At 71.5% G+C, this 25,444-nt stretch carries 14 protein-coding genes, 1 tRNA gene and 1 rRNA gene; 12 read left to right on the top strand and 4 right to left on the bottom strand.

Annotated elements, in window-relative coordinates:
* Positions 1–160: 160 nt before the first annotated feature.
* The 3 genes from rrf to ACFZDL_RS03205 all read left to right on the top strand — a co-directional run bounded on the left by rrf (position 161) and on the right by ACFZDL_RS03205 (position 1,264).
* Positions 161–277 (top strand): 5S ribosomal RNA (rrf, locus tag ACFZDL_RS03215).
* Positions 278–383: 106 nt separating this feature from the next.
* Entirely contained in the window at positions 384–1,082 is a 699-nt protein-coding gene (locus ACFZDL_RS03210; protein WP_353590819.1) for a DegT/DnrJ/EryC1/StrS family aminotransferase, read from the top strand.
* A 109-nt stretch (positions 1,083–1,191) separates the two neighbouring features.
* Positions 1,192–1,264: transfer RNA gene (locus tag ACFZDL_RS03205), tRNA-Thr, on the top strand.
* A gap of 67 nt (positions 1,265–1,331) precedes the next feature.
* On the opposite strand, the gene ACFZDL_RS03200 is transcribed toward ACFZDL_RS03205, so the two are convergent.
* Complete coding sequence (locus tag ACFZDL_RS03200; RefSeq protein ID WP_391190158.1) at positions 1,332–3,995, bottom strand: SpoIIE family protein phosphatase; 2,664 nt, start codon at positions 3,993–3,995, stop codon at positions 1,332–1,334.
* A 232-nt stretch (positions 3,996–4,227) separates the two neighbouring features.
* Here ACFZDL_RS03200 and ACFZDL_RS03195 point away from each other — a divergent pair, with 232 nt between their 5' ends.
* The 9 genes from ACFZDL_RS03195 (at position 4,228) to ACFZDL_RS03155 (ending at position 18,725) form a co-directional block, all read left to right on the top strand.
* Positions 4,228–9,753: a HAMP domain-containing protein gene (locus ACFZDL_RS03195; protein WP_353590820.1), complete on the top strand. Its 5,526-nt coding sequence runs from the start codon at positions 4,228–4,230 to the stop codon at positions 9,751–9,753.
* Between the two features lie 275 nt (positions 9,754–10,028).
* Positions 10,029–10,706: a response regulator gene (locus tag ACFZDL_RS03190; RefSeq protein WP_353590821.1), complete on the top strand. Its 678-nt coding sequence runs from the start codon at positions 10,029–10,031 to the stop codon at positions 10,704–10,706.
* Positions 10,707–10,885: 179 nt separating this feature from the next.
* A complete protein-coding gene (locus ACFZDL_RS03185) occupies positions 10,886–13,753 on the top strand; it encodes a DNA translocase FtsK (protein WP_353590822.1) in 2,868 nt (955 codons plus the stop codon).
* A 190-nt stretch (positions 13,754–13,943) separates the two neighbouring features.
* Complete coding sequence (locus tag ACFZDL_RS03180; protein ID WP_353590823.1) at positions 13,944–14,765, top strand: helix-turn-helix domain-containing protein; 822 nt, start codon at positions 13,944–13,946, stop codon at positions 14,763–14,765.
* 63 nt (positions 14,766–14,828) lie between these two features.
* Positions 14,829–16,382 (top strand): 30S ribosomal protein S12 methylthiotransferase RimO, encoded by a 1,554-nt coding sequence (gene rimO / locus ACFZDL_RS03175; RefSeq protein WP_353590824.1) that lies wholly within the window; start codon positions 14,829–14,831, stop codon positions 16,380–16,382.
* Positions 16,379–17,014 (top strand): CDP-diacylglycerol--glycerol-3-phosphate 3-phosphatidyltransferase, encoded by a 636-nt coding sequence (gene pgsA / locus ACFZDL_RS03170; protein WP_353590825.1) that lies wholly within the window; start codon positions 16,379–16,381, stop codon positions 17,012–17,014. The genes rimO and pgsA overlap by 4 nt, the downstream gene beginning before the upstream one ends.
* Positions 17,011–17,553, top strand: a complete 543-nt coding sequence (locus ACFZDL_RS03165; RefSeq protein WP_353590826.1) for a CinA family protein — start codon at positions 17,011–17,013, stop codon at positions 17,551–17,553. The genes pgsA and ACFZDL_RS03165 overlap by 4 nt, the downstream gene beginning before the upstream one ends.
* 109 nt (positions 17,554–17,662) lie before the next feature.
* Positions 17,663–18,046 (top strand): helix-turn-helix domain-containing protein, encoded by a 384-nt coding sequence (locus ACFZDL_RS03160; RefSeq protein WP_065965310.1) that lies wholly within the window; start codon positions 17,663–17,665, stop codon positions 18,044–18,046.
* Positions 18,047–18,245: 199 nt separating this feature from the next.
* Positions 18,246–18,725: a DNA starvation/stationary phase protection protein gene (locus ACFZDL_RS03155; protein WP_353590827.1), complete on the top strand. Its 480-nt coding sequence runs from the start codon at positions 18,246–18,248 to the stop codon at positions 18,723–18,725.
* A 406-nt stretch (positions 18,726–19,131) separates the two neighbouring features.
* Here ACFZDL_RS03155 and ACFZDL_RS03150 read toward each other — a convergent pair whose 3' ends face one another.
* The 3 genes from ACFZDL_RS03150 to ACFZDL_RS03140 form a co-directional block, all read right to left on the bottom strand.
* Positions 19,132–19,905, bottom strand: coding sequence for an SDR family NAD(P)-dependent oxidoreductase (locus ACFZDL_RS03150; protein ID WP_353590828.1), 774 nt, complete (start codon positions 19,903–19,905; stop codon positions 19,132–19,134).
* An 80-nt stretch (positions 19,906–19,985) separates the two neighbouring features.
* A complete protein-coding gene (locus ACFZDL_RS03145; protein WP_353590829.1) occupies positions 19,986–20,783 on the bottom strand; it encodes a DNA-formamidopyrimidine glycosylase family protein in 798 nt (265 codons plus the stop codon).
* Between the two features lie 42 nt (positions 20,784–20,825).
* A complete protein-coding gene (locus ACFZDL_RS03140) occupies positions 20,826–25,430 on the bottom strand; it encodes an ATP-dependent helicase (RefSeq protein ID WP_353590830.1) in 4,605 nt (1,534 codons plus the stop codon).
* Positions 25,431–25,444: the final 14 nt, after the last annotated feature.

The following is a 25,444-nucleotide window of genomic DNA, read 5'->3' as shown; positions in this document are numbered from 1 at the left end:
TAGGCCAGATATGGAAGCCGGGTGACCGGTGGAGTTGACTGGTACTAATAGGCCGAGGGCTTGTCCTCAGTTGCTCGCGTCCACTGTGTTGGTTCTGAAGTAACGACCAACCATTCACACACTCTCGTGTGGTGGTGTTGGTTTGTTTTCTTCATAGTGTTTCGGTGGTTATTGCGTTAGGGAAACGCCCGGTTACATTCCGAACCCGGAAGCTAAGCCTTTCAGCGCCGATGGTACTGCAGGGGGGACCCTGTGGGAGAGTAGGACGCCGCCGAACAATTCTTACAAGAGAGCTCTGTCGGGAACATTGATTCCTGACAGAGCTCTCTTTTGTTGTGCTGCGGGCCACTCGGTGTTCATGTTGCCTGGGCACGATGCCAGCCATGGGGACTCCTGCGGATGAGCTGTTGCAAGAGCTCACCAGGTCGGGCGTACGGCCGGGTGACGAGGTGGTGGTGCCGTCGTACGGCACGCCCGAGGCCGCGGAAGCGGTCCTGCTGGCCGGGGCACGGCCGGTGTTCGTGGACATCGACGCCAATACCTATTGCATAGACCCGGCCGCGGTTGCCCGCGCGCTGACGCCCCAGACCGCCGCCGTCATCGTGGTGCACACCTTCGGGCACCCGGCCGACATGGTCCGTCTCGGTGAACTCGGCAGGCGGCACGGGCTGCTCGTCATCGAGTACGGGGCGCGTCCCGAGCCGGACGGCGAGGTACTGCGTCGGCAGGCGAACGCGGCCTATCTGAACGGGAAGTTGCGCGGCGTGATCACCCCCTGGGTGGCGCCCGGGGTTCAGCACACCTATCAGCAGTACGTGGTGCGCGTTCCGGGGAACGGCAGGCCGGACCGTGATGCCTTCGCCCGTACGCTGCGTTCCCGCGGTGTGGTGTGCCATGTTCCCGTGCAGACGCCGGCGCACCGCACCGCGCGATTCCGGCGGGATTTGTGGCTCGCGGAGACCGAGCGGGCTGCCGATGAATGCCTGGCGCTGCCGGTCGACGCGACGATGACGCGGCGGGAGTTGCAGCGAGTGGTATCCGCGTGCAATGCGCTCGGCGGGGTACTTCAGGCAGCGGCTTAACAGCGGTTCAGCAGCGACTCGAGCGACTCGGCGGCGGCTTGACGGCAGCCGTTTGGGGCGGTGGTACGGAGCACCTCGATCTCCGGGGTATGATTTATTCCGTCGACGCGCCCCAATAGCTCAGTCGGCAGAGCGTCTCCATGGTAAGGAGAAGGTCTACGGTTCGATTCCGTATTGGGGCTCTCATTTCACGGAACAAGGCCCTCGCCAATTGGCGAGGGCCTTCGTCGTTGCAGGCCTCATGCCGTTTCAGGCGTCATGCGGCTCGGGAACGCGCATGGCGAGGATGGCCATGTCGTCGGACGGCGGCTGCGCCGCGAACCGCTCCACGGCGCGCAGCACCCGAGAGGCCACCGCGCCGGCCGTCAGACCGGTGCAGGTCGTCAGCACATCGGTGAGGCCGTCGTCGCCGAGCATCCGGGCGCCCTCGCGGCGCTCGGTCACGCCGTCGGTGACGCACAGCAGGACGTCTCCCGGGTCGAGGGTGACCGTCTGCTCGTACAGTTCGAGGTCTTCCATCACGCCGAGCAGCGGCTGGGGTTCGGCCGCGGGCTCCACGGAGCCGTCCTGGCGCAGCCGCAGGGGCAGCGGGTGGCCCGCGCAGACGACCTTCAGCTCGGCGCTGCCGTCCTCCTGCGGCCACAGTTCCCCGTAAAGGAGCGTCAGGAAGCGGCTGCGGGCGCCCTCGTCGAGAATGGCGGTGTTGAGGCGCTCCAGCACCGCAGGGCCGCCGAAGCCCTCGCGGGCGAGCAGCCGCAGCGCGTGGCGGGCCAGGCCGGTGACCGCGGCGGCCTCGGGGCCGGTGCCGCAGACGTCGCCGATGGCGAAGCCGTACGCGCCGTCGCGGATCGGGAAGAGGTCGTAGAAGTCGCCGCCGACCTCGTTGCCCTCGCCCGCCGCGCGGTAGATGACCTCGACCTCCACGCCGGAGACGTCGGGTAGTTCGGGCGGCAGCAGGCTGCGCTGCAGGGACTGGCTGATGGCGGTGCGCTCCGAGTACAGCCGCGCGTTGTCGAGCGCGAGGGCCGCCCTGCGGGAGAGGTCTTCGGCGAGTTCCAGGTTCTCCTGGCGGAAGTGCCCGTCGGTGGACTTGCCGAGGGTGAGCATGCCGATGACGCGGTTGCGGGCGACCAGGGGCAGCACCACGGTCTCGCCGCCGACCGCCGAGGCGGTGGCGAGCGAGGCGCTGGGGCCCGAGGAGGGGCGGGCGGCGTCGCCGAGGCTCAGGCTGCGCAGCGAGGTGCGCAGCGCCGCGGCCTGGGCGGCCTGGGCGGGGGCGGTCCACAGACGGGCGCCGCCGGTGCGCACCTGCTCGGGTGGGTCGATCCTCGTCAACAGGGCTTTGAGGCCGTCGATGCGCTCCTCGTCCTCGTGCAGCACATAGGACAGCTCGGGGTCGGAGGCGGGGTCGGCCACGGTGTACACGGCGCACCAGTTGGCCAGCGTGGGCACGGTCATCTGGGCCATGAGGGCGAGCGTCTGGTCGCGGTCGAGGGTGCCGGCGAGCAGGTCGGAGGCCTCGACGAGGAAGGAGAGGGAGTTGCGGCGCAGCCGCTCCAGCTCGGTGAGGCGGGCGCGTTCGACGGCGAGGGCGATGCGGTCCGCGGCGAACTGCAGCCGTAGCGCTTCCTCGTTGCTGTACCGGCCGGGGGACTCGGACGCGACGCCCAGGGAGCCGGTGAGCCGGCCCTCGACCTTCAGCGGGACGGTGACGACCGAGCGCAGGCCGGTGTTGGCGAGGAGCGGGACGGCGCCGGGCACGATGGACAGGTCCTCGTGGACGGCGGGCATCCGGGCCGAGCCGTAGCGGCCGGTGCCTGCCTCGACGGGGACGCGGGCGAAGCGCTGGCGGGCGGAGGTGAGCCCGGTGGAGGCGCGGACCTCCAGTTCGGTCTCGTCGTCGGTGGCGAGCAGCAGATAGGCGGCGTCGCCGTCGAGCATGTCGCGGGCGCGCTCGACGGTGCGCTGCAGCAGCCCGTCGAGGTCGTCGGGGGCCGGGGAGCCGATGGAGACCTCGAAGGCGTCGCCGGCCGGGCCGCGCTCGGCGCTGTCCGCGGCGTCGGCCCCGGGGGCGCGCTGGGGGCTCTGGAGCACCGCGCGCTCCCGTTCGCGCACCAGCAGGCAGACGGTGGACGGATCGCCGTCGGCGTCGCGGACGCGGAGGTGGGAGGCGTACACGGGGATGACGCGGCCGTCGGCGCCCCGGATGCCGTACGAGCCCTCCCAGCGGGAGAGCTGCAGGGCCTCGGCGACTCCGGTGCCGGTCCCAGGGGTGTGCGGCCAGGCCGCGAGGTCGGTGAGGGGTTTGCCGATGATCTGGTCCGCCGCGTAGCCGAACAGTTCCTGTGCGTCGTCGTTCCAGGCGCTGATCAGGCCGGTGCGGTCGATCTGGGTGACCGCGACGCGGACCCGGGCGTCGGTGACGGGCAGGGCGTCGGTGGGCAGGGCGGGGCCGGCCGAGCGGGTGCCGGCCGGGCGGTCCGGGAATTCGAGGTGGAACCAGACCTGCTTGTGGGTGGCGGTGTACTCGACGCCCCAGCGGGAGGCGAGCGCGGCGCACAGCAGCAGGCCGCGGCCGCCCTCGCGGTCGGGGTTGCTGACGGGGTGGCTGGTGGTCTGCAGCGGGAGCTCTCGCTCCGGGTAGCGGTCGGTGACCTCGATGCGTACGCCGCTGTCGGCGCGGATGCACACGACGTCGGCGGCCGTCCCGGAGTGTACGACCGCGTTGGTGACCAACTCGCTGGTCAGCACGACCGCGTCGTCGACGATATCGGTGAGGCCCCACCCTTGGAGGGTGTCGCGGACGAATGTGCGGGCGGAGGCGACCGAGCGTCCCACCGGTTCGAAGGTGGCGGCAGCCCGCGCGGTGATCACAGGTCTCCTCATACGTGTCTCGGCGATCTGCTCACCCATGTCGCAGCGCCCCTCCGATGCCTGGCCGGATGCCAGGTTACTTACCTCCGCCGCTTCCGCGAATGCCGGTGGGGGCTGATTCCACCCCACAGTGTGCTGACGGGGGCGAGAGTGTGCTGCCGGGGGTATGCGATGCTGCCGAACTGTTATGGCCTGGTTGGGCCATGGTGAAACACTGGGCAGGCTGGAAGAAGAACCCGACGAGGACGGTCAACCCTGCGGGAGGGACACGGTGGAGTCTGGCGCTGCGACGCGAGGCACGAGCACGCGCGCGAAAGGCGGACGGTCCCGGAGCAATGGGACGACTGAAGTGGACACGGCAGCCCTGAACCGGCTGCTCACGGCGATGACGGCCATGCGGGACGGGAACTTCCGCAAGCGCCTGACGGTCTCGGGCGAGGGCGTGATGTCCGAGATCGCGGCGGTCTTCAACGAGGTCGCCGACCGTAATCTGCAGCTCACGGGCGAGCTGGCGCGGGTGCGCCGGGTGGTCGGACGTGAGGGGAAACTCACGGAGCGGCTGGAGATGGGGGCGTGCGAGGGGTCGTGGGCGGCGGCCATCGATGCCTCCAATGCGCTGGTGGATGATCTCGTGCGCCCCGTGTCCGAGGTCGGCCGGGTGCTGTCCGCGGTCGCCGAGGGCGACCTGGAGCAGCGGATGGATCTGCGCTCGCAGGGGGCGGACGGCTCGGGGCATCCGCTGCGCGGGGAGTTCCTGAAGGTCGGCCGTACGGTCAACGGCCTGGTGGATCAGCTGTCGGCGTTCACCGACGAGGTGACGCGGGTGGCCAGCGAGGTGGGCACCGAGGGCAAGCTCGGCGGCCAGGCCCGGGTGCGCGGAATGTCGGGTTCGTGGAAGGACCTCACGGAGTCCGTCAACACGATGGCGTCCCGGCTCACCGCTCAGGTACGTGACATCGCTCTGGTGACCACGGCGGTGGCCAAGGGTGATCTGTCCCGGAAGGTCACGGTGCACGTGGCCGGCGAGATGCTGGAGCTGAAGAACACCGTCAACACGATGGTGGACCAGCTCTCGTCCTTCGCCTCGGAGGTGACGCGGGTCGCCCGTGAGGTGGGCACCGAGGGCGAGCTCGGCGGTCAGGCGAAGGTCCCCGGCGTGGCCGGGGTGTGGAAGGACCTCACGGACTCCGTCAACCTGATGGCCGGGAACCTCACCGCCCAGGTGCGCGGGATCGCCCAGGTCACCACGGCGGTCGCCAATGGCGATCTGTCACAGAAGGTGACGGTGAGCGCGCGCGGTGAAGTCGCCCAGCTCGCCGAGACGATCAACACGATGACCGAGACGCTGCGCACCTTCGCCGACGAGGTGACGCGGGTGGCCAGCGAGGTCGGGGCCGAGGGCCTGCTGGGCGGCCAGGCGCAGGTGCCGGGTGCGGCGGGGACGTGGAAGGATCTCACCGATTCGGTGAACACCGCGTTCCGTAACCTCACCGCGCAGGTGCGTGACATCGCGCAGGTGACGACGGCGGTGGCCAACGGCGACCTGTCGCAGAAGGTCACGGTCGATGTGGCCGGCGAGATGCTGGAGCTGAAGAACACCGTCAACACGATGGTCGACCAGCTGCAGTCCTTCGGTGCCGAGGTGACGCGGGTGGCGCGGGAGATCGGCGTCGAGGGCGAGCTCGGCGGCCAGGCGCAGGTGCCGGGTGCGGCGGGAACGTGGAAGGATCTCACCGATTCGGTGAACACCGCGTTCCGTAACCTCACCGGACAGGTCCGTAACATCGCGCAGGTGACGACGGCGGTGGCCAACGGCGACCTGTCGCAGAAGGTCACCGTGGATGTGTCCGGCGAGATGCTCCAGCTGAAGAACACTGTGAACACGATGGTGGACCAGCTGTCGTCCTTCGCCGACCAGGTCACGCGGATGGCCCGGGACGTGGGCACCGAGGGCCGGCTTGGCGGTCAGGCCCGGGTCGACGGCGTCAGCGGCACGTGGAAGGACCTGACCGACTCCGTCAACTCGATGGCGGGGAATCTGACGTCGCAGGTGCGCGGGATCGCGCAGGTGACCACGGCGGTGGCGCGTGGTGATCTGTCGCAGAAGATCGAGGTGGATGCGCGCGGCGAGATCCTGGAGCTGAAGAACACCATCAACACGATGGTCGACCAGCTCTCCGACTTCGCCGAGCAGGTGACCCGGGTCGCCCGCGAGGTGGGCACGGAAGGCCGGCTGGGCGGACAGGCGCGGGTGCCCGGCGTGGCGGGCGTGTGGCGCGATCTGACCGACTCGGTGAACAGCATGGCGGGCAATCTGACCGCCCAGGTCCGCAGTATCGCGCAGGTCGCCACGGCGGTGGCGCGTGGTGATCTGTCGCAGAAGATCGAGGTGGACGCGCGCGGCGAGATCCTGGAGCTGAAGAACACCCTCAACACCATGGTCGACCAGCTGTCCTCCTTCGCCGAGGAGGTCACCAGGGTTGCCCGCGAGGTGGGTACGGAGGGCCAGCTGGGCGGGCAGGCCGAGGTGCAGGGGGTCTCCGGCACCTGGAAGGACCTCACCCAGTCCGTGAACGGCATGGCCGACAACCTGACCTCCCAGGTGCGCAGCATCGCCGAAGTGACCACGGCGGTCGCCAAGGGCGATCTGTCGAAGAAGATCACGGTCGACGCCAAGGGGGAGATCCTCGAGCTCGTCACGACCGTGAACACGATGGTGGACCAGCTGTCGTCGTTCGCGGAGCAGGTCACCCGGGTGGCCCGTGAGGTGGGTACGGAGGGCCAGCTGGGCGGCCAGGCGCGGGTGCCGGGGGTGACCGGCATCTGGAAGGACCTGAGCAACAACGTCAACCTGATGGCCAACAACCTCACCATTCAGGTGCGCAACATTTCCCAGGTCTCGGCCGCGGTCGCCAACGGGGACCTGACGAAGAAGGTGACGGTCGAGGCCCGCGGCGAGGTCGCGGCGCTCGCCGACACCGTCAACACGATGGTGACGACGCTGTCGTCCTTCGCTGACGAGGTCACCCGTGTGGCGCGTGAGGTGGGCACCGACGGCATCCTCGGCGGCCAGGCGCGGGTGCCCGGCGTCTCGGGGACCTGGAAGGACCTCACCGAGTCCGTGAACTCGATGGCGTCCAACCTGACCGGGCAGGTCCGCAACATCGCGATGGTCACGACGGCGATCGCCCAGGGCGATCTGACGAAGAAGATCGACATCGAGGCGCGGGGCGAGATCCTCGAGCTCAAGACGACGATCAACACGATGGTCGACCAGCTGTCCTCGTTCGCCGACCAGGTCACCCGGGTGGCCCGCGAGGTGGGTACGGAGGGGCAGCTGGGCGGTCAGGCGCGGGTGCGCGACGTGGCCGGCACCTGGAAGGACCTGACCGAGTCGGTGAACGAGATGGCGGGCAACCTGACCCGTCAGGTGCGCGCCATCGCCGAGGTCGCCACCGCGGTGACCCGCGGCGACCTCAACCTCAAGATCGATGTGGATGCCGCGGGGGAGATCCAGGTCCTCCAGGACAACATCAACACCATGATCGCCAACCTGCGCGAGACGACGCTCGCCAACGAGGAGCAGGACTGGCTCAAGGGCAACCTGGCCCGTATCTCCGGTCTGATGCAGGGGCGGCGCGACCTGGCGGACGTCGCCCGGCTGATCATGAGCGAGCTGACCCCGGTGGTCTCCGCGCAGCACGGCGCGTTCTTCCTGGCGGTGCCGACCGACGAGGGCGTGGAGGCCGTCGCCGACGGCGGCGAGGACGCCTACGAGCTGCGCCTGACCGGCAGTTACGGCTACTCCAAGGGCACCATGCCGACCACCTTCCGGCCGGGCGAGTCGCTCATCGGCACGGTCGCGGTCGAGAAGCGCAGCATTCTGATCGAGCGGGTGCCGCCGAACTACCTGAGGATCTCCTCGGGCCTCGGCGAGGCCGCCCCCGCCAATGTGATCGTGCTTCCGGTGCTGTTCGAGGGACAGCTCCTCGGCGTGATCGAGCTGGCCTCCTTCCAGCCCTTCACCCAGATCCAGAAGGACTTCCTCAACCAGATCGCCGAGATGATCGGCACCAGCGTCAACACCATCAGCGTCAACACCAAGACGGAGGTGCTGCTCAAGCAGTCGCAGGAGCTCACCGAGCAGCTGCGGGAGCGGTCGGCCGAGCTGGAGAACCGGCAGAAGGCGCTGCAGGCCTCCAACGCGGAACTGGAGGAGAAGGCGGCGCTGCTGGCGCGGCAGAACCGCGACATCGAGGTCAAGAACACCGAGATCGAAGAGGCCCGGCAGGTGCTGGAGGAGCGCGCCGAGCAACTCGCGGTCTCGATGCGCTACAAGAGCGAGTTCCTGGCGAACATGTCGCATGAGCTGCGCACCCCGCTCAACTCCCTGCTGATCCTCGCCAAGCTGCTGGCCGACAACGCCGACGGCAATCTCTCGCCCAAGCAGGTGGAGTTCGCCGAGACCATCCACGGCGCGGGCTCGGACCTGCTGCAGCTGATCAACGACATCCTGGACCTGTCGAAGGTCGAGGCGGGCAAGATGGACGTCAGCCCGACCCGTATCGCGCTGATCCAGCTCGTCGACTACGTGGAGGCGACGTTCAGGCCGCTGACCGCGGAGAAGGGCCTCGACTTCTCCGTGCGGGTCTCCCCGGAGCTCCCGGCGACGCTGCACACCGACGAGCAGCGGCTGCTGCAGGTGCTGCGCAACCTGCTGTCCAACGCGGTGAAGTTCACCGACACCGGGGCCGTGGAGCTGGTCATCAGGCCCGCGGGCGCGGATGTGCCCGACGGGATCCGGGAGCAGCTCCTGGAGCACGGCGCGCTGCGCGACCCGGACGCCGAGATGATCGCGTTCTCGGTCACCGACACCGGTATCGGCATCGCGAGCAGCAAGATGCGGGTGATCTTCGAGGCGTTCAAGCAGGCCGACGGCACCACCAGCCGCAAGTACGGCGGCACCGGCCTCGGCCTGTCCATCAGCCGGGAGATCGCCCGGCTGCTCGGCGGCGAGATCCACGCCGCCAGCGAGCCGGGCCGCGGCTCGACCTTCACGCTGTACCTGCCGCTCCACCCCAGCGAGCTGCCGCCCCAGGGCTATCCGCAGCTCGGCCCGGGCGGAGAGCCCGCGCTGGCCTTGGAGGCCGTGCTGGACACCGGCGCCGAGGCCTCGGCCGAGGAGGACGCCGCGGAGCCGCTGGAGGCCGCGCAGGAGGCCTCGGAGCGCGCGGCGGCGCAGCGACGGGCGCGCGGCGGCGCGCGGAGCTTGCGCAGCGGCCGGCGGGCCGAGCAGGAGACGGCCGACGGGGCGTCCCTGGCCCGGTTGGGCCGCCGCCCGGCCCCGCGGCGTACGGAGGCTCCCGAGCCCTGGCTGCTCGGGGGCCAGGACCTGGTCGCGCCGGAGCCGGCGGGCGGGTTCCACGGCGAGAAGGTGCTGATCGTCGACGACGACATCCGCAATGTGTTCGCGCTCACCAGCGTGCTGGAGCAGCACGGGCTGCAGGTGCTCTACGCCGAGAACGGCCGGGAGGGCATCGAGGTGCTCGAGCAGCACGACGACGTCGTGCTCGTCCTGATGGACATCATGATGCCGGAGATGGACGGTTACGCCACGACGGCCGCGATCCGCAGGATGCCCCAGTTCGCCGGGCTGCCGATCATCGCCCTCACCGCGAAGGCGATGAAGGGCGACCGGGAGAAGAGCATCCAGGCCGGCGCGTCGGATTATGTGACCAAGCCCGTGGACACGGATCATCTCCTCGCGGTCATGGAACAGTGGATGGGCGCGGAGTGACCGGTGGGAACGCGGCTTGTGGCAAGGCTGTTGACTGAGTGTCGCCGAACACGTGTGGGAACACGGTATTCGGGGAACCTTCTGGTCTCTTACCGCGTTTCTGCTACGTGCACAGTGACATCGCGGTGACAGGGTGTGGCGAACAGCGGGGTGCGGCTACCATGACCGGCACAAGGACGGGCGGCGCAAGGGAGTCGTCCCCCGGGGCGGCGCCCGGCGCTTCCCCGAGCTCTTCGAGCAGGGGAGGCCCCATGCCGGGGCGAGGAGGACGGGCCATGGTGCAGAAGGCCAAGATCCTCCTGGTCGATGACCGGCCGGAGAATCTGCTGGCGCTGGAGGCCATTCTCTCCGCGCTCGATCAGACACTGGTACGGGCATCGTCAGGGGAGGAAGCGCTCAAGGCGCTGCTGACGGACGACTTCGCGGTGATCCTGCTGGACGTCCAGATGCCGGGGATGGACGGTTTCGAGACCGCCGCGCACATCAAGCGGCGGGAGCGGACCCGCGACATCCCGATCATCTTTCTCACCGCGATCAACCATGGTCCGCACCACACCTTCCGGGGGTACGCGGCGGGCGCGGTCGACTACATCTCCAAGCCCTTCGACCCGTGGGTGCTGCGTGCGAAGGTCTCGGTCTTCGTCGACCTGTACATGAAGAACTGCCAGCTGAGGGAGCAGGCTTCGCTGCTGCGGCTGCAGTTGGAGGGCGGCCAGCCCGCCGGTGAGGACGCCAAGGAGGCGGCGGGGCTGCTGGCCGAGCTGTCCGCGCGGCTGGCCGCGGTGGAGGAGCAGGCCGAGGCGCTGTCGAAGCAGCTGGACGAGTCCGCGGACGCGGCCGCCGTGGCGACCGCCGCCCATCTGGAGCGGAAACTGACCGGACTGCGGCGAGCGCTGGACGCGCTGGAGCCCGGCGCCGGCGGTGGAGCGAGCGCGATGCCCTCGCAGAACTGAGCGGCGCACCGTCACCCTCCTCCGGCTGCCGGGACCGTGACGCCCCGTCGCCTTGACGCCCTGTCACCCCGCGCCTCCCGCCCGCCGGGGCGGCCGGGTCCGTCACGGGTGTGACGTGAGTGACGCCTGCCACCGTCGTATGCGTGCTCCGTACGGCGGACGCGGGTAATCTCGCCCTCATGGCCTCTCGTACGTCCGGCAAGGGTTCCCAGAGCACGGCGGGCACCTCGAAGAAGCGCGCCGGGCAGCCCGGGGGCGCCGCCAAGAAGGCACCCGCGAAAAAGGCGGCCGCCAAGAAAGCGCCCGCCAAGAAGTCCGCCGCGCCCGCGAAGAAGGCCGCGCCGAAGAAGGCCGCCGCCAAGGCCGCGCCGCCCAAGCCGGCGCCGAGCCCCACCGGTGGGGTGTTCCGCGCGGCGCGCGCCGTCTGGATGGGCCTGGCCCGCGGCGTCGCGGCGCTGTTCCGCGGCATAGGGCGCGGCGCGAAGGGACTGGACCCGGCCCACCGCAAGGACGGCAGCGCGCTGCTGCTGCTCGCCCTGGCCCTGATCGTCGCGGTCGGCACCTGGTCCAACCTCCAGGGCCCGGTCGGCGACCTGGTCGAGGCGCTGGTCACCGGCGCCTTCGGCCGGCTCGACCTGGTCGTGCCGATACTGCTGGGCGCGATCGCGGTCCGCCTGATCCTCCACCCCGAGAAGCCGGAGGCGAACGGGCGGATCGTCATCGGTCTGTCCGCCCTGGTGATCGGCGTCCTCGGACAGGTCCACATCGCCTGCGGGGCGCCGGGGCGCGGCCAGGGCACCCAGGCGATCCAGGACGCGGGCGGCCTGATCGGGTGGGCGGCGTCCCGGCCGCTGATCCTCGCGATGGGCGAGGTGCTGGCCGTACCGCTGCTGGTGCTGCTCACCGTCTTCGGGCTGCTGGTCGTCACCGCGACGCCCGTCGCCGCCATCCCGCAGCGGCTGCGCCTGCTCGGCGTCAAGCTCGGCCTCGTACGGGAGCGCACCGCGGAATACGGGGCGGGCGACGACGGCTACGGGGCCTACGACGACTACGAGCCGTACGGCGCCGGGGAGTACGCCGAGGAATGGCGCGAGACGCCCGCCAGACGGCCTCGGCGGGCCTCGGCGGGCCCGGGGGGCCGACAGGGCGCGAGCGACCCGGAGCGGGCCGAGGAGGACGCGCTGCGCAAGCGCCGCCGTCCGCGCCGCGGGGCGGCCGCGCAGCCGCCGCTCGACCGCCCTATGGACGCCGTGGACGTGGCGGCCGCCGCGGCCGCGGCCCTGGACGGGGCGGTGCTGCACGGCGTCCAGCCCTCACCGCTGGTCGCCGGGCTCAGCAGCGGGATCTCCACCGACCGGGGCACCGGATCCGACACGGGCGCGGTGCCCGGTGCGCGCGACGCCGAGCAGAGCGGAGGCGCGGGGGCCACGGCGGGCAAGCGCAAGCGAGCCGGCCGGAAGGAGGGGGCCGACGAGGAGGAGCGGTCGGCCGTCGTCCCCGACCTGACCCGGCCCGCGCCCGAGCCTTCCGAGCCGCTGCCACCCCGCGCCGAGCAGCTGCAGCTCTCCGGCGACATCACCTACGCCCTGCCCTCGCTCGAGCTGCTGGAGCGCGGCGGCCCCGGCAAGAGCCGCAGCCCGGCCAACGACGCCGTCGTCGCCTCGCTGTCGAACGTGTTCACCGAGTTCAAGGTGGACGCGTCGGTCACCGGCTTCACCCGCGGCCCGACGGTCACCCGCTACGAGGTGGAGCTGGGCCCGGCGGTGAAGGTCGAGCGGATCACGGCGCTGACCAAGAACATCGCCTACGCCGTCGCCAGCCCCGATGTGCGCATCATCAGCCCGATCCCCGGCAAGTCCGCCGTGGGCATCGAGATCCCCAACAGCGACCGCGAGATGGTCCGGCTGGGGGACGTGCTGCGCTCGGCCGACGCCGTCGGCGACGACCACCCGATGATCGTCGGGCTCGGCAAGGACGTCGAGGGCGGCTATGTCGCCCACAACCTGGCGACCATGCCCCATGTGCTGGTGGCCGGCGCCACCGGCTCCGGAAAGTCGTCGTGCATCAACTGCCTGATCACCTCGGTGATGGCGCGCGCCACCCCGGACGACGTTCGGATGGTGCTGGTCGACCCCAAGCGCGTGGAGCTGACCGCGTACGAGGGCATCCCGCATCTGATCACACCGATCATCACCAACCCCAAGCGCGCCGCCGAGGCCCTGCAGTGGGTCGTACGGGAGATGGACCTGCGCTACGACGACCTCGCGGCGTTCGGCTTCCGGCATGTGGACGACTTCAACGCGGCGGTGCGCGCCGGCAAGGTGAAGCAGCCCGAGGGGAGCGAGCGCGAGCTCAAGCCCTACCCGTATCTGCTGGTGATCGTCGACGAGCTCGCCGACCTGATGATGGTCGCGCCCCGGGACGTCGAGGACTCGATCGTCCGCATCACCCAGCTGGCCCGTGCGGCGGGCATCCATCTGGTGCTGGCCACCCAGCGGCCGTCGGTGGACGTCGTCACCGGCCTGATCAAGGCGAACGTGCCCTCACGGCTCGCCTTCGCCACCTCCTCGCTCGCCGACAGCCGGGTGATCCTGGACCAGGCCGGCGCCGAGAAGCTGATCGGCAAGGGCGACAGCCTGTTCCTGCCGATGGGCGCGAGCAAGCCGGTCCGGATGCAGGGCGCCTTCGTCACGGAGGAGGAGGTCGCCGCCGTCGTCGAGCACTGCAAGGCACAGATGGCGCCCGTCTTCCGCGACGACGTCACCGTCGGGACGGCGAAGAAGAAGGAGATCGACGAGGACATCGGCGATGATCTGGATCTGCTGTGCCAGGCCGCTGAGCTGGTCGTTTCCACACAGTTCGGGTCGACGTCGATGCTGCAGCGCAAGCTGCGGGTCGGTTTCGCCAAGGCGGGACGGCTGATGGACCTCATGGAGTCGCGCGGGGTCGTCGGCCCGAGCGAGGGTTCCAAGGCGCGCGATGTACTGGTCAAACCGGATGAATTGGATGGAGTGCTCGCGGTGATCCGCGGGGAGGCTCACCCATAAGGAATCGGCGGGCAACCGTTTCCCCTGCCGATACGTCAAGTTGAGGGAGGTGGCAAAGGGATGTCCCACGATGGTGGTCATACGGCAATCCTGATGGCGGACAAACTCCGTCCTCCCGCTTGCCCGACCCTTTCGCCCCACCCCTAGACTGAACCTCCAGCAGGTGGCTACACGCTCGAAAGGCGCCCCCGTGTCCATCGGCAACTCCCCCGAAGACGACCGGCCTTCCGTCGGTCGCGTCCTCCAGCAGGCCCGCATCGCCGCGGGGCTGACCGTCGACGAGGTCAGTACCACCACCCGGGTGCGCATTCCCCTCGTACAAGGCATCGAGCAGGACGATTACGCGCGATGCGGCGGCGACGTCTACGCCCGGGGGCATATCCGTGTGCTCGCCCGCGCCGTCGGCCTGGACCCGGACGCCCTGGTCGCCCAGTACGACGCCGAGCACGGAGGCCGCCCCGTGCCGACCCTGACGGCGCCGGTGTTCGAGGCCGAGCGGATCCGTCCCGAGCCCCGCCGCCCCAACTGGACGGCCGCCATGGTCGCGGCGATCGTCGCGGTCGTGGGATTCGTCGGTTTCACGCTCTTCAGCGGCGGAAACGAGGACGGCGGCTCCACGGTCGCCGAGGAGACCTCGACGACCAAGCCGCCCACCACCAAGCCGACCGCCAAGCCCACCCCCACCAAGCCCGCCGACCAGAAGCCCACACCCTCCGGCGGCGACGACAGCGCCATCGCGGGTGTTCCGGCCGACAAGGTCACGGTCAGGCTGACCGCGGAGAACGGGCAGAGCTGGATCTCCGCCCAGGATCACAACGGACGGCTGATCCACGAGGGGCTGCTGCGCCAGGGCGACTCCAAGACCTTCAGCGACAGCAAGCGGATCGACCTGGTGCTCGGCAACGCCCAGGCAATCAAGCTCTTCGTGAACGGCAAGGAGGTCAAGGACCTGGCGGCCAACGGGCAGGTCCAGCGGCTGAGCTACACCAAGGGAGATCCCGAAGCGGGCTGAGCCGGCAGCCGGACGGGAGCCCTGGCAGCGGGAGGTGTCGGCGCGACGAAGTAGTCTGAGCCCATGTCCGAACGCCGCACCGTCGCCCTTGTCACTCTTGGCTGCGCCCGTAACGAGGTGGACTCGGAGGAGCTCGCAGGCCGCTTGGCGGCGGACGGCTGGGAGCTCGTCGAGGAAGCCGCCGACGCGGATGTCGCCGTCGTCAATACATGTGGATTCGTGGAGGCGGCCAAGAAGGACTCGGTCGACGCCCTGCTGGAGGCCAACGACCTGAAGGACCACGGCCGCACCCAGGCCGTGGTCGCCGTCGGCTGCATGGCCGAGCGGTACGGAAAAGAGCTGGCGGAGGCGCTGCCCGAGGCCGACGGGGTGCTCGGCTTCGACGACTACACCCATATCTCGGACCGGCTGCAGACCATCCTGTCCGGCGGGATCCACGCCTCGCACACACCGCGCGACCGGCGCAAACTGCTGCCCATCAGCCCGGCCGAGCGACAGGGGGCCGCCGAGGTCGCCCTGCCCGGCCATGCGCAGGCCGAGACCGCTCCCGCACCCGAGGACCTGCCCGCGGGCGTGGCCCCGGCCTCCGGGCCCCGGGCCCCGCTGCGCCGCAGACTGGGCAGCAGCCCGGTGGCCTCCGTCAAGCTGGCCTCCGGCTGCGACCGGCGGTGCTCCTTCTGCGCCATCCCGTCCTTCCGCGGGTCCTTCATCTCACGCAGACCCTCCGATGTGCTGGGCGAGACACGCTGGCTGGCCGAGCAGGGCGTGAAGGAGATCATGCTGGTCTCCGAGAACAACACCTCCTACGGCAAGGACCTCGGCGACATCCGGCTGCTGGAGACGCTGCTGCCCGAGCTGGCCGCGGTGGACGGTATCGAGCGGATCCGGGTCAGCTATCTGCAGCCCGCCGAGATGCGGCCCTCGCTGATCGACGTGCTCACATCGACCGAGAAGGTCGCCCCCTACTTCGACCTGTCCTTCCAGCACTCCGCCCCCTCGGTGCTGCGGGCGATGCGCCGCTTCGGGGACACCGACCGCTTCCTGGAGCTGCTCGACCGGATCCGGGCCAAGGCGCCGCAGGCGGGTGTCCGGTCCAACTTCATCGTCGGCTTCCCCGGCGAGACCGAGGCCGACCTGGCCGAGCTGGAGCGGTTCCTCGGCGAGGCCCGGCTGGACGCGATCGGCGTCTTCGGTTATTCGGACGAGGACGGCACCGAGGCCGCGACCTATGAGGACAAGGTCGACCCGGACGAGGTCGCCGAGCGGCTGGCGCATGTCTCGCGGCTGGCCGAGGAGCTCACCGCGCAGCGGGCCGAGGAGCGGCTGGGCGACGTGCTCGAGGTGCTGGTCGAGGAAACCGGTGACGCGTACGCCGCCGAGGACACCGACGGCGCCGACGAGGGCGTGGGATCCCTGGTGGGGCGCGCCGCCCACCAGGCGCCCGAGACCGACGGCCAGACCCTGCTGACCATGTCCGGGGCCGGCCCGGTGCCCGCCGTGGGGCAGCTGGTCACGGCGCAGGTGGTGGCGGCGGAGGGCGTGGACCTGGTCGCCGAAGTGCTGGAGCAGGGGGAGCGGCCGGCCGGCGGCGCGTGTTCCGAGGAGGCGGGCAGATGAGCGGAGTCCCGGCCTCCGCCGCGGGGGGCCACCACCGCCCGGCCGCGGCCGCCCGGCCTGTCGGGCTGTGGAACATCGCCAACATCCTCACCATGGTCCGGCTGCTTCTGGTACCTGGGTTCGTGTTGCTGATGCTGCACAACGGCGGGTACGACCCCGCCTGGCGCTCCTTCGCCTGGGCCGCGTTCGCCATCGCCATGATCACCGACCTCTTCGACGGGCATCTGGCGCGCCGGTACAACCTGGTCACCAACTTCGGCAAGATCGCCGACCCGATCGCCGACAAGGCGATCATGGGTGCCGCGCTGATCTGTCTGTCGGCCCTGTCCGACCTTCCGTGGTGGGTCACCGGAGTGATCCTCTTCCGTGAGATCGGGATCACACTGATGCGCTTCTGGGTGATCAGGCACGGGGTGATCCCGGCGAGCCGGGGCGGGAAGATGAAGACGCTCACCCAGGGCGTCGCTGTGGGCATGTACATCCTGGCGCTCACCGGCCCGCTGGCCACGCTGCGGTTCTGGGTGATGGCCGCGGCCGTGGCGCTCACCGTGCTCACCGGAATCGACTACGTCCGGCAGGCGATCGTGCTGCGCCGGGCCGGCCGGGCCGCGGAGCGGGAGTCCGTGGGATGACCGGGGAACAGGGGGGAGACGTGGGAGCGGAGGCCGAGGCGGCCGAGGCGCTGGCGCTGCTGGAGGGGCGCGGTGAGACCGTCGCCGCCGCCGAATCGCTGACCGGCGGGCTGGTGGCCGCCGAGCTGACCGCCGCGCCGGGCGCGTCCCGCACCTTCCGCGGCTCGGTGACCGCGTACGCCACGGAGGTCAAGCGGGATCTCCTGGGCGTGGACGGGGCCCTGCTCGACGCGCGCGGGGCCGTGGACGCGGAGGTCGCCCGGCAGATGGCGCGGGGTGTGCGACGGGTGCTGGCCGCGGACTGGGGCGTGGCGACCACGGGTGTGGCCGGGCCCACACCGCAGGACGGACAGCCCGTGGGCACGGTCCATGTGGCCGTGGCGGGGCCGTCGGGGGCGGCCACCGGGGTGGCGCTGCGGTTGGCCGGAGACCGTGCCGGAATCCGTGGACAGAGCGTGGAGGCGGCGGTCAAGCTGCTGTTGAGGGAATTGATCGCGACTGCGAGGGCACAGGATACGGAACAACACGGGGGGATTTGATGTTTGCAGCCCTGAGTGAACACGACATCGCTCCCCGCACGGGCGAAGCAAGAGGCGGTACGGTGGGGCGTGAAGGATCCGGATCCGAGGTCCGAGGAGGGAGCCAGCGATGATTCTGCTCCGTCGCCTGCTGGGTGACGTGCTGCGCCGGCAGCGCCAGCGCCAGGGCCGTACCCTGCGCGAGGTGTCCTCCTCCGCCCGGGTGTCCCTCGGCTATCTCTCAGAAGTGGAGCGCGGCCAGAAGGAGGCGTCCTCCGAGCTGCTGTCCGCGATCTGTGACGCACTGGACGTCAGGATGTCCCAGGTCATGCGAGAGGTGAGCGACGAGCTGTCGCTCGCGGAGCTGGCGGAGTCGACGGCGGCGAGCGAGAAGGTGCCCGCGCCGATGCGGCCCATGCTCAATTCGGTTTCCGTGACGTCCGTGACGGGTGTCCCGGAGGAGCGGGTGACCATCAAGGCGCCTACGGAGGCTGTGGACGTGGTCGCGGCCTGAGCGCCGTGGCGCCCTGGAGCGTCGCGCCCTGACAGCGGAGAGCTTTTGAGCCCCGGTCGGTACTGCACCGACCGGGGCTCGACGTTTGCCCGGTCGCGCACGGGTGACTCTATGGGAAGGTGGAGGGAGGGATCAAAAGGCACCAAATGGTTCAAAAGGTATTCAAAAAGTAGTCAACAGGTCGAAAAGGAGGAGATGGATGTCTGTGGTGAAGAGCCCGCTCTCGGAGGAGAACCTCAAGGTCGTCGGCGACGCGCTGCAGGGTGCTCTCGTCGACCTCGTCGACTTGGCGCTCGTGAGCAAGCAGGTCCACTGGACCATCGTCGGCCCGCGGTTCCGTTCGGTCCATCTGCAGCTGGACGAGGTCGTCACCACCGCCAGGACGCACGCCGACACCGTCGCGGAGCGGGCCTCGGCGCTCGGGGTGCCCCCGGACGGCCGTGCCGCCACTGTGGCCGCGACCAGCGGCATCGAGAAGGCCAAGAGCGGCTGGACCGAGGACCGGGATGCCGTACGGGCCCTGGTGGCCGGCCTTGGATCCGTGATCACCCGCATGCGGGACCGCATCGAGGCCACGGCCGACCCCGACCCGGTGACACAGGACATCCTCATCGGGCTCACGCGTGATCTGGAGAAGCACCACTGGATGTTCCAGGCGGAGAACGTCAACGGCCGTTAGTCCGGTTGCCCGGGGGCGGCGGTGGTTTCCGGTTCCGGGTGCGGGGCGGAGAGGCTGGGCAGGCGGGGGCGCGGGACCTCTGACACGCGCCCATGAGCCTTCCGTGCGCCCTCCCGTCGTCACTGAGCGGGCGTCTAGCGTCGGCCGAAGGAGGCAGTCGATGGCAGCCGTGGGAGGGGCCGACAACCAGCGCCGCGGACCCGTCCGGTGGGCGGTCGCACTCGCTCTCGGAGGGGTGTGGTGGTGGGCGGTGCTGCGGCTGGCCGCGGCGCCGGAGCAGACCGGGCCGGTCGAGGGGGCGTTCACGGCGGGCGGCTGGGGGCTGAGTCTGCTGCCGGTCCACTGCGGTCCCTCCCGGGGGCGGTCGTGGCGCCGGCTCTGGTCGGGGCCATGGTCGCGGCCGGGGTCACCAGGGCATGGCGACGCCGCCGTTCGGGCGCAGGATCTGGCCCGTCATGAAGGATGAGGCGTCGGACGCCAGGTGGAGCACGGCGTGCGCGACGTCCGTCGGTTCGCCCACCCGCCCCAACGGGGTGCGCCGCACCATCGGCTCTTCCGCCAGGCGCTGCTCCTCGTCGCTGTGTCGGTCGGTCATGGGCGTGCGGATCCATCCGGGGGCGACGGCGTTGACGCGGATGCCGTGGCGGCCCACCTCGGCGGCGAGGGTCTTGGTGAGCTGGACGACGGCGGCCTTGGCGACGCCGTAGCAGAGCAGGCCGGGCGCGCCGGTGTCGATGGCGCCGGAGGCCATCGTGACGATGGTGCCGCCCGTGCCCTGCTCGATCATGGCGCGGGCCGCCTCCTGGCAGCCGTACAGCACCCCTTTGAAGTTGACCGCCAGGACGCGGTCGAGATCGGCGTCGTCCGTCTCCAGGACGGTGCTGCTGTGCATGACCCCGGCGATGTTGGCCATGATGTCCAGGCCTCCGCCGCTGCGTACGGCCGCCACCGCGCCGGCGATCTGCGCGCGGTCGGCGACATCGAGGGTGTGGGCGTGGGCGCTGCCCCCGGCTGCGGTGATGTCGTCGGCTGTCCGTTGTGCGCCCTCGCCGTCCAGGTCCGCGCAGTGGACGGTCGCGCCGGCCTCGGCGAGCAGGGTGGCGCTGGCCCGGCCGATTCCGCTGGCCGCGCCGGTGACCAGTGCGGTGCGGCCGGTGAGGTCGTACGCGGTGAGGGTCATGGCGTGACCGTACGACCGGGTCTGACGGGTCGTCAATTAGTTGACCGGCCGGGCGGTGGAGCAGTCGGCCGGATGCGCGGTCAGCCGTCGACGGCCGGGCCCGGCTGGCAGGCCGGGCACCAGTAGGTGCTGCGCTCCTGGCCGGTGCGGCCCTGCTCCATGCGTACGGGAGTCCCACAGCGCAGACAGGGCTTGCCCGCCCGGCCGTAGACCCACAGCCGGCGGTCAGCGCGCGACTCGGCCGTGGTGATGCGCGCCGGCCGGGTCTTGTTGGCCTCCAGCAGCCTTTTGGCGAGGGCCACCAGGCGCTCCGGGGACGGCACTTCGCCGATGGCGAGCCAGGGGGAGACGCGCAGCAGGAAACACAGCTCCGACTTGTACACATTGCCGATCCCGGCGAGGTTGCGCTGATCGAGCAGCGCGTCGCCGAGGGGGCGGGCGGGGTCGGAGAGCAGTCGGCGCACGGCCTCCTGCGGATCCCAGTCGGGGCCGAGGAGATCGGGGCCGAGGTGGCCGACCGCCCGGTCCTCGTCCGCGGTGCGGAGCAGTTCGAGAACGGGGAGGCGGTAGCCGACGGCCGTGCGCTCGGCGGTGCTGAGGACGGCGCGCACCTGGTGGAGCGGTCCGCCGCGCCACCGCTCGCCGGGGTCGTACAGATGCCAGGCGCCGTCCATCCGCAGATGGGAGTGGAGCGTCAGGCCGCCCTCCAGGCGGGTGAGGAGATGCTTCCCGCGCGCGGTGACGTCCCCCACCCGGCGCCCGGTGAGGTCGACCGTGGCCAGTCGGGGGACGCGCAGGTCGCAGCCGGTGAGCGGCCGGCCCGCCAGGGCCTGGTGCAGGCGCCTGGCCGTCCGCCAGACAGTGTCTCCTTCGGGCATGGGTCCATGATGCCGCCCGGCAGGCCGGGTGTACCCCGCTGGTCAGGGGCGCAGGCGCAGGCCGCGGGGGGTGGGGTGGAAGCCCGCGGCCTCCAGGGCACGCCCCGTCGGGGAGGACAGCGCGGCCGCCCCGTTGACCCGCTCCACGGTCACCGTGCCCAGCGAGCCCGACCGCGCGGCCTGGGCCAGCGCCTCGACCGCCGCGTCGAGGCGGGTGTCGTCGTGCCAGGCGAGCAGCGTCTTGCCGCCGCGCTCCATATAGAGGCTCAGCTCTCCGTCGACGAGGACCACCAGGGAGCCCGCCTTTCGGCCCGGCCGGTGGGTCGCGTCCGCGGGCGGATCGGGCCAGGCGAGGGCCGCCCCGTACGCGTTCGCGGGGTCGGCCGCGGCGAGGACGACGGCGCGGCGGGCGGGATCGCCGGTGTCACGGGCCGTACTGACCGCGCGCAGCCGGTCGACCGCTCCGTCCATGGCGAACTGGGCGGCGCCCAGCCCCTCGACCACATAGCCGCGGCGGGCCTGGCCGCTGTCCTCGAAGGCGGACAGCACGCGATAGGCGGCGGAGAACCCGCCCTCGACGCCTTCGGCGGCGACCGCGCCACGGGTCACCACGCCGTGTCGGTCCAGGAGCGTACGGGCCAGGGCGTGGGCGCGGTGGGTGGGCTCGAGCTCGCGCTCGGGCAGCAGGGACCAGCGGCCCGCGACGGTGGGCGGCCCGTTCCGGGAGGCGGTGGGGCGGGCGGACAGGCTTCCGTAGCGGCCCCGGGGGACCGCGCGCCTGGCCCGGTGGGCGGTGGAGCCGGCCGTGCGGCCCGAGCCCATCAGGGCCCGCAGCGGGGCGAGGGTGTCGCCGGTGAGCCGGCCGGACCAGGCCAGGTCCCAGACGGCCTCGGCGAGCTGGGGGTCCTGGACGTCGTGTCCGGCGGCCCGGACCTGCTCGGCGATCTGCCGGAAGAACAGGCCGTAGCCCCCGGCCAGCGCGTCCAGCACGGCCTGGTGGAGAGGGCCGAGCTCCAGGGGGTGCGGCGAGTGCAGCAGCAGCGGGGCGGCCTCGGCGAGGTGGAGGGTGACCCAGCCGTCCTTGCCGGGCAGCGCGCCCGCCCCGGCCCACACGACCTCGCCGCTCGCGGTGAGCTCGTCCAGCATGGTGGGGGTGTAGTCGCTGACCCGGGAGGGAAGGACCAGCTTCTCCAGGGCGGAGGCGGGCACCGGGGCGCCCTGCAGCTGCTCGATGGCGCGCACCAGCCCGTCGATCCCGCGCAGGCTGTGGGTGCCCAGGTGCTGCCACCGGGGGAGGAACGCGGCGAGCGCGGCCGGCGGGACGGGCTCCAGCTCATGGCGGAGCGCGGCCAGGGAGCGGCGTCGCAGCCGGCGCAGCACGGCGGCGTCGCACCACTCCTGGCTGACGCCGGCCGGGGCGAACTCGCCCTGGACGATGCGGCCGCTCGCCGCGAGACCGTGCAGCGCCCCGTCGGTGACGGCGGTGCCCAGGCCGAAACGGGCCGCCGCCTGGGCGGAGGTGAACGGGCCGTGGGTGCGGGCGAAGCGCGCGAGGAGATCCCCGAGAGGGTCCTTGACCGGCTCGGTGAACGCCTCGGGGACCCCGACGGGCAGCGCCGTCCCGAGAGCGTCCCGCAGCCGTCCCGCGTCCTCGACGGCCGCCCAGTGGTCCTGGCCGGCGATACGGACGCGGATGGCCCGGCGGGCGCCCGACAGATCACGCGCCCACTGGGGATCGGCGCCGCGCTCGGCCAGCTCGGCGTCGGTCAGCGGCCCGAGGAGGCGCAGCAGGTCGGCCACGCCCTCGGTGTCCTTGACCCGGCGGTCGTCCGTGAGCCACTGCAGCTCGCGCTCCAGCTCGGCCAGGACGTCGGCGTCCAGCAGCTCGCGCAGCTCCGCCTGGCCGAGGAGCTCGGCCAGCAGCCGGGAGTCGAGGGAGAGCGCGGCGGCCCGGCGCTCGGCCAGCGGGGAGTCGCCCTCGTACAGGAACTGGGCCACATAGCCGAAGAGCAGCGAGCGGGCGAACGGGGACGGCTCCGGGGTGGTGACCTCCACCAGCCGGACCCGGCGGGACTCGAGGTCGCCCATGAGCTCGGTGAGACCGGGGACGTCGAACACGTCCTGCAGGCATTCGCGGACGGCTTCGAGCACGATCGGGAACGAACCGAACTCGCTCGCCACCTGCAGGAGCTGCGCGGCCCGCTGGCGCTGCTGCCACAGCGGGGTGCGCTTGCCGGGGTCGCGGCGCGGCAGCAGCAGGGCGCGGGCGGCGCACTCGCGGAACCGGGAGGCGAACAGCGCCGAGCCGCCGACCTGGTCGGTGACGATCTGGCCGACCTCGTCCTTGTCGAAGGCGACGTCGGCCGCTCCGACGGGGGACTGCTCGAAGTCGTACTCCCGGCCCTGGGCCGGCGGATCGGCGTCCAGCAGGTCCAGGCCCATCAGGTCGGCGTCGGGCAGGCGCAGCACGATGCCGTCGTCCGCGTGCATCGCCTGCGCGTCAAGACCGAACCGCTCGGACAGCCGCGCTCCCAGAGCCAGCGCCCAGGGGGCGTGGACCTGCGCGCCGAACGGGGAGTGGATGACCACGCGCCAGTCGCCCAGCTCGTCCCGGAAGCGCTCCACGACGATCGTGCGGTCGTCCGGCACATGGCCGCAGGCGCGGCGCTGCTCGTCCAGATACGCCAGCACGTTGTCCGCGGCCCAGGTGTCGAGCCCGGCGGCCAGCAGCCGGGCCCGGGCCGCCTCGGGGGCCAGGCCGCCGATCTCCCGCAGGAACGCGCCCAGAGCGCGGCCCAGCTCCAACGGGCGGCCCAGCTGGTCGCCCTTCCAGAACGGGAGGCGGCCGGGGACGCCGGGGGCGGGGGTGACCACGACCCGGTCGCGGGTGATGTCCTCGATCCGCCACGAGGTGGTGCCGAGGGTGAACACATCGCCCACCCGGGACTCGTACACCATCTCCTCGTCGAGCTCGCCGACCCTGCCCCCGCCCTTCTTGGGGTCCGAGCCCGCCAGGAAGACGCCGAACAGGCCGCGGTCGGGGATCGTGCCGCCCGAGGTGACGGCCAGCCGCTGCGCCCCGGGGCGGCCGGTGACGGTGCCCGCCACGCGGTCCCATACCAGGCGCGGCCGCAGCTCGGCGAAGGCGTCGGAGGGATAGCGGCCCGCGAGCATGTCGAGGACCGAGGTGAAGGCGGACTCCGGAAGCGCGGCGAAGGGGGCGGCGCGGCGGACCAGGGCCAACAGCTCGTCCACGTCCCAGGTGTCCACGGCCGTCATGGCGACGAGCTGCTGGGCCAGTACGTCCAGCGGATTGGCGGGCACTCGCAGCGACTCGATGGCCCCCTCGCGCATCCGCTCGGTGACCACCGCCGCCTGCACCAGGTCGCCGCGGTACTTGGGGAAGACCACGCCGGTGGAGACCGCGCCCACCTGGTGGCCGGCGCGGCCCACGCGCTGCAGCCCGGAGGCCACCGAGGGCGGCGACTCGACCTGGACGACGAGGTCGACCGCGCCCATGTCGATGCCCAGCTCCAGGCTGGAGGTGGCCACCACCGCGGGCAGCCGCCCCGCCTTGAGGTCTTCCTCCACCAGCGCCCGCTGCTCCTTGGACACCGAGCCGTGGTGCGCGCGGGCCAGCAGCGCGGGCGCCCCCTTGGCCGCCCCCGACTCGGCCATCAGCTCGGCCGGTGAGTGGTCCTCGGGAAGAGCCTCCCCGGTGGCCCGCTCGTACGCGATCTCGTTGAGCCGGTTGCACAGCCGCTCGGCGAGGCGGCGGGAGTTGGCGAAGACGATCGTCGAGCGGTGGGCCTGCACAAGATCGGCGATCCGCTCCTCCACATGGGGCCAGATGGACGGCTTCTCGCCCGTGTCGGTGTCGCCGTCCCGCACCGGCGAGCCGCCCAGCTCGCCCAGGTCCTCGACCGGGACCACCACCGACAGGTCGAACTCCTTGCCCGAGGGCGGCTGGACGATCTCCACCCTGCGCCGCGGCGACAGGAAGCGCGCCACCTCGTCCACCGGTCGCACGGTCGCCGACAGGCCGATCCGCCGGGCCGGGCGGGTCAGCAGCTCGTCGAGCCGCTCCAGGGAGAGCGCGAGATGCGCGCCGCGCTTGGTCCCGGCGACGGCGTGCACCTCGTCAAGGATCACCGTCTCCACGCCGCGCAGCGCTTCCCGCGCGGAGGAGGTGAGCATCAGGAACAGCGACTCGGGGGTGGTGATGAGAATGTCCGGCGGGCGGCTGACCAGCGCGCGGCGCTCGGCGGCGGGGGTGTCGCCGGAGCGGACGCCCACCCGGATCTCCGGCTCTGGCAGCCCGAGCCGCACGGACTCCTGGCGGATGCCGGTGAGCGGGGAGCGCAGGTTGCGCTCGACGTCCACCGCCAGGGCCTTGAGGGGTGAGATGTACAGCACCCGGCAGCGCCGCCGGGCCTCGGCCGGTGGGGGCGTGCTGGCCAGCCGGTCGAGCGCGGCGAGGAACGCGGCCAGGGTCTTGCCCGAGCCGGTGGGGGCCACGACCAGCACGTCCGAGCCCTCGGCGATCGCCCGCCAGGCGCCCTCCTGCGCGGCCGTGGGCGCGGTGAAGGCACCCGCGAACCAACCGCGGGTGGCGGGGGAGAATCCGTCGAGTGCTGGGCGTGCCATGTCCTCCATCGTGC

Source organism: Streptomyces sp. NPDC007917, from assembly GCF_042959105.1.
Classification (GTDB): Bacteria; Actinomycetota; Actinomycetes; order Streptomycetales; family Streptomycetaceae; genus Streptomyces.
This window is presented reverse-complemented; position numbering and strand designations above follow the sequence as displayed.